Annotated in this window: 4 protein-coding genes; all 4 read left to right on the top strand. The window is 76.2% G+C overall.

What is annotated here, in order from left to right; genetic code table 11:
• On the top strand, positions 1 to 237 hold a 237-nt coding region (locus ACFU99_RS33540), incomplete at its 5' end, for an LPXTG cell wall anchor domain-containing protein (RefSeq protein ID WP_384399266.1).
• Between the two features lie 20 nt (positions 238 to 257).
• Entirely contained in the window at positions 258 to 977 is a 720-nt protein-coding gene (locus ACFU99_RS33535) for a class F sortase (RefSeq protein WP_384399263.1), read from the top strand.
• A gap of 494 nt (positions 978 to 1,471) precedes the next feature.
• The gene (locus ACFU99_RS33530; RefSeq protein WP_384399260.1) at positions 1,472 to 2,506 is read left to right on the top strand and encodes a glycoside hydrolase family 6 protein; all 1,035 of its coding nucleotides are present in this window, start codon (positions 1,472 to 1,474) and stop codon (positions 2,504 to 2,506) included.
• Positions 2,507 to 2,621: 115 nt separating this feature from the next.
• Positions 2,622 to 4,723, top strand: a 2,102-nt coding sequence (locus ACFU99_RS33525; protein WP_384399257.1) for an ATP-binding cassette domain-containing protein, incomplete at its 3' end; no start/stop codon positions are given.

Raw genomic sequence — 4,723 nt, 5'->3', positions numbered from 1 at the left:
GGCGAGGAGGAGACGGTCCAGGGGAACCTGACCGTGACCGCCGAGGGCTCCGCCTCCACCCTGCCCGCCTCGCCCGTGGCGCCCGTACCGGCCGGAGGCGGCGGCACCGCGCCCCGGGTCGAGGACACGGACGGCCCCGAGCCGTACGGGCTCGTCCTCGCCGGCGGCGCCGCGCTGGTGCTCGGCGGGCTGTTCCTGCACCGCCGCCGGCGCCGCGGCGCGACGACGGACCGCTGAGCGGGACGGGGCCGCCGACGATGGAGCACGCGCGCAGCGGCGGCTACGGTCGCCTGGCGATCGGGGTGGTCTGGGCGGCGCTGCTGCTGGGCCTGTGGCTGTGGGGGCGGGAGATCACCGAGGGGCGGGGCAGCGCGACGCCGACGACCGGCGACGTCGCCGCCGTGGGGCGGCCCGCGAGCCATCCGCTGCCCCCGGCGCACGGCCCGCTGCCGGACGCCCGGCCGCGGCGCATCGCGATCGAGTCGCTGGGCGTACGGGCCCCCGTCGTCGCCCGCGGCCTCGACGCGCGGGGCGCGGTGGACCCGCCGCCGTACGAGCGTCCCGGCGAGGTCGCCTGGTACCGGGGCGGGCCGCGGCCCGGCGGCACCGGCCCGGCCGTCCTCGTCGGCCACCTCGACACCAGGACCGCGCCCGCCGTCTTCCACGGCCTCGGCGGCGTCAAGCCGGGCGCGCGCATCGAGGTGTCCCGCTCGGACGGGTCCGTCGCCGAGTTCACCGTCGAGGACGTCTCCGTCTTCGAGAAGCACCACTTCGACGCGGCGAAGGTCTACGGGCCGCGCGCCGGGCACCGCGCCGAGCTGCGCGTCATCACCTGCGGCGGCGCGTACGACCGGTCCCGCCACGCCTATTCGGCCAACGTCGTGGTCTCCGCGTACCTCACGGGCGAACGTCCCGCGCCCGACGAACGTCCCGCGTCGGCGTCCGGCGAGCGCCCCGCGCCCGCGTCCGGCGCGTGAGCCGGGGCCCGGCGGCGTGCTGGGCCGAACGGGTGGGCGTCGGGCGCGCCGCCAATCGGGCCGGGGCAGTGGCCCGCTCCCCCCGGAGCCGCCGACCCGGCCCGACCTCGACCGCGGGAGCCAGGACTGCGGGAGTGGTCCGGCGCGACCGCGGGAGGTATGGCGCGGCCGGGGGCCGGGGCCACGGCGAAGACTTTAGAACGTCAGGCCCTCGGTCACTAGGGCGAGTTGACGCCAAGTTGCGCGGCGGACACGGAGGGCTGCCGGTGCGGATGCGGCGACGGAAGGGCTGTGCGACGACCCGTACGGGGGCGCCGGAGGGCCGTTGTTCGAACATTTCCGGTGGTGGCGGACGCCCGTGGCAGCTCCCTGAATGGCCGTAACAGCTTCTCGACACGGGTCGGCTGCCGGGGCCCCCGTGTCAGGATTGGCGGGACCGGATTTGTCCCGCTGAGGGCCTGGGCCATTCCAGGAGTACAGCCAAGGGGGAGTGGATGTACGGCAGTCGCACCGGGCACAGGCATCGAGCTGGGATCAGCGCGGCGGGGGCGGCGGTGGGGGCGCTGCTGCTGCTCGCCGGCTGCTCGTCCTCCTCCGGCAAGCCCGACAAGCCCGAGAAGGAGGAAAGGCCCACGCAGCGCCCCAAGTCCACGTCCCCCTACTGGGTCAACCCCGACAGCACGGCCGCCAAGGAAGCGGCGAAGCTGCGCGCGGACGGGAAGAAGGAGGACGCCGCGCTGATCGACAAGATCGCCGACCAGCCGGTCGCGGAGTGGATCGGCGTCGAGGACCCGGAGGGGCAGACCCGCGGCTTCACCGAGGCCGCGGCGAAGGCGGGCCGTGAGGCGCTGCTCGTCCTCTACAACATCCCGCACCGCGACTGCGGCCAGTACTCCCAGGGCGGCGCCGCCGACGGCGACGCCTACCGCGCCTGGCTGGACAAGGCGCTGCGCGGCATCGGGGACCGCCGCGCGACGGTGGTCCTGGAGCCGGACGCGCTGCCGCACATCGGGGACGGCTGCACCCCCGCGCAGTTCCACGAGGAGCGGTTCGCGCTGCTCAAGGAGGCCGTGGGCAAGATCAAGGCGCTGCCACACGCCAAGGTCTATCTGGACGCCGGCAACCCCAACTGGGTCACGCCCCCGGACCGCATGGTCGACCCGCTGAGGCGCGCGGGCATGGACGCCGCCGACGGCTTCGCCCTGAACATCTCCAACTTCCAGACCACCGAGGCGAACAAGGAGTACGGCGACAAGCTGTCCGGTCTGCTCGGCGGCAAGCACTACGTCATCGACACCAGCCGCAACGGCAACGGCCCGCTGGCCGGCGCCGACCACGAGAAGACCTGGTGCAACCCGGCCGGGCGCGCCCTCGGCGAACCGCCGACCTCCAGGACCGGCGACCAGCGCGTGGACGCCTACCTGTGGATCAAGCGGCCGGGCGAGTCCGACGGCACCTGCAAGGGCGGCCCCGGCGCCGGGACATGGTGGGAGAAGTACGCGCTCGAACTGGCCCGCAACGCGCGCTGAGCCGCTGTCCGGCGCCGTCCGGCGGTGGCCGGGAACGGACGCCGCCCGGCGCGCGCCCTTGTGAGCATGCGGAGGCGTCCGGTCGCCCGTACCGGCGACCCGGGAGGTCCGCGTCATGGCAAGCCGAGCGGACCGGCGCGTGCCCGCGCCCCTGCGCGCCGCCTCCGCCGTCGCACTGCTGTGGCGGGCGTCCCCCGGCCACACCCTCGCGCTCGGCGCGGCCGTCCTCGCCGCCGCGGCCGCCGCCGCGCTCGTCGTCGTCGCCACCGGCCTGCTCGTCGGCGCGCTGCCGGCCGTCGTCGGCGCGGGGCTCGGCTCCGCGGCGGGCCGCCGGCTGCTGCTCGTCCTCGCCGCGTTCGGCGCGCTCGCCCTCGCCCGTACGGTCCTGGGCGCCCTCCAGTCCGGGCTGACCGACGCGCTGCGGCTGCGCGTCGCGGACGCCGTGGACGACCGGGTGATGGCCGCGGGCAGCGGCCCGTACGGCATCGCGCACCTCGAAGACCCCGCGCACGCCGACACCCTGCGGCTCGCGACGGGGCCCGGCACCCGGCCGGACGCGCTGGCGGAGCTGGTGCCCGAGGTGGTGCAGCCCCGGCTCCAGGCGCTCGCGCTGATCGGGCTGCTCGCGCCGCTCGCCTGGTGGGCGCCGGTGGTGCTGTGCGCGGCCGGGGCGCTCACCTACCGCACCAACCTCGGCATCGCGCGCAGCGTGCACGGCACCATGTCCGCGACGAGCGGCGCGATCCGCCGGTCCGGGTACTTCCGCGGCCTCGCGGTCGACGCCGGACCGGCCAAGGAGATCCGCGTCTTCGGCCTCGGCGAGTGGGCGGCCGGCCGGATGACGGAGGTCTGGCGCACCGCGATGACGGCCGTCTGGTCCGCCCGGCGCGCGGCGACCGGCCGCGCCTACGGGGCCGTGCTCTTCCTCGTCCTGGCCGAGGGGCTGGTGCTCGGGTACGCGGCCCACTCCGCCGTGCACGGGGAGTTGAGCCTCGCGCGGCTCGTCATCGTCGTCCAGGCGGCGCTCGGGCTGCCGGTGCTGGGCTGGGCCGGGGATTTCGACTACCTGGTGCGCGACGCGCTCCTCGGACTGCGCTCGCTCGCCGCGCTGGAGGAGCGGGCGGCGGCGAGCCCGGCCCGTACGGACGCCGCCGCGCGCACGCTCGGCCCGCCCCGCCGGGAGATCGCCGTCGAGTCCGTCTCCTTCACCTACCCCGGCACCGGCCGCACGGTCCTCGACGGGCTCAGCCTGCGCATCCCCGCCGGGTCCTCGGTCGCGATCGTCGGCGCCAACGGCGAGGGCAAGACCACCCTCATCAAGCTGCTGGCCCGGCTGTACGAGCCGGACGGCGGGCGGATCACCGTCGACGGCACGGACATCCGGGCGGCCGGGCCCGACGCGTGGCGCCGCCGACTGGCCGTCGTCTTCCAGGACTTCGTGAAGTACCCGCTGCCGCTCCGCGCCAACGTGGGCTTCGGCGACCTCGCAGCCGCCGAGGACCGCGCGGCTCTTGAGGAAGCACTGGCGGCGGCGGGCGGGGCGGCGCTTGTGGACCGGCTGGGGGCGGGCTGGGACACCGTCCTGTCCCGGCAGTTCACCGGCGGCGCGGACCTCTCCGGCGGCCAGTGGCAGCAGATCGCGCTGGCCCGCGCGCTGCTGGCCGCCCGGCACGGCGCGGTCCTCGTCCTGGACGAGCCCACCGCGGGCCTCGACGCCCGCGCCGAGGCCGAGTTCTTCGACCGTTTCCTGGGCGTCGCGCGCGGCGCCACCACCGTTTTGATCTCGCACCGCTTCTCGGGCGTGCGCCGCGCCGACCTCATCCACGTGCTCGACGGCGGCCGGGTCGCGGAGAGCGGCACGCACGGGCAGCTGATGGCGCTGGGCGGGCGGTACGCGCGCATGTACGCGCTCCAGGCGGCCCGCTTCACCGAAGAGGATGACGCGCCGGGGCCGGGGCCCGTGCCCGTACCCATGCCCGTACCGCGTGAAATGCCGTACAAGGAAACGGAGTCGGAGACGGACGACGATGAAATCGGTTCGGACAGGCGCCGCTTCGGCGGCCCCCTGGCCGCCCTCGGCACGCTGATCCGGGGCGCGTTCCGCGAGGCCAAGGGCGGCGCGGCGCTCGGGCTGCTGCTGGTGCCCGCCGGGGCCGGGGTGGCGGCGCTCCAGGCGCTGTGGCTGCGCGACATGGCCGACGGGGCGCAGCGCGGCGC

The organism is Streptomyces sp. NPDC057654 (assembly GCF_042800135.1).
Taxonomy (GTDB): Bacteria; Actinomycetota; Actinomycetes; order Streptomycetales; family Streptomycetaceae; genus Streptomyces.
This window is presented reverse-complemented; position numbering and strand designations above follow the sequence as displayed.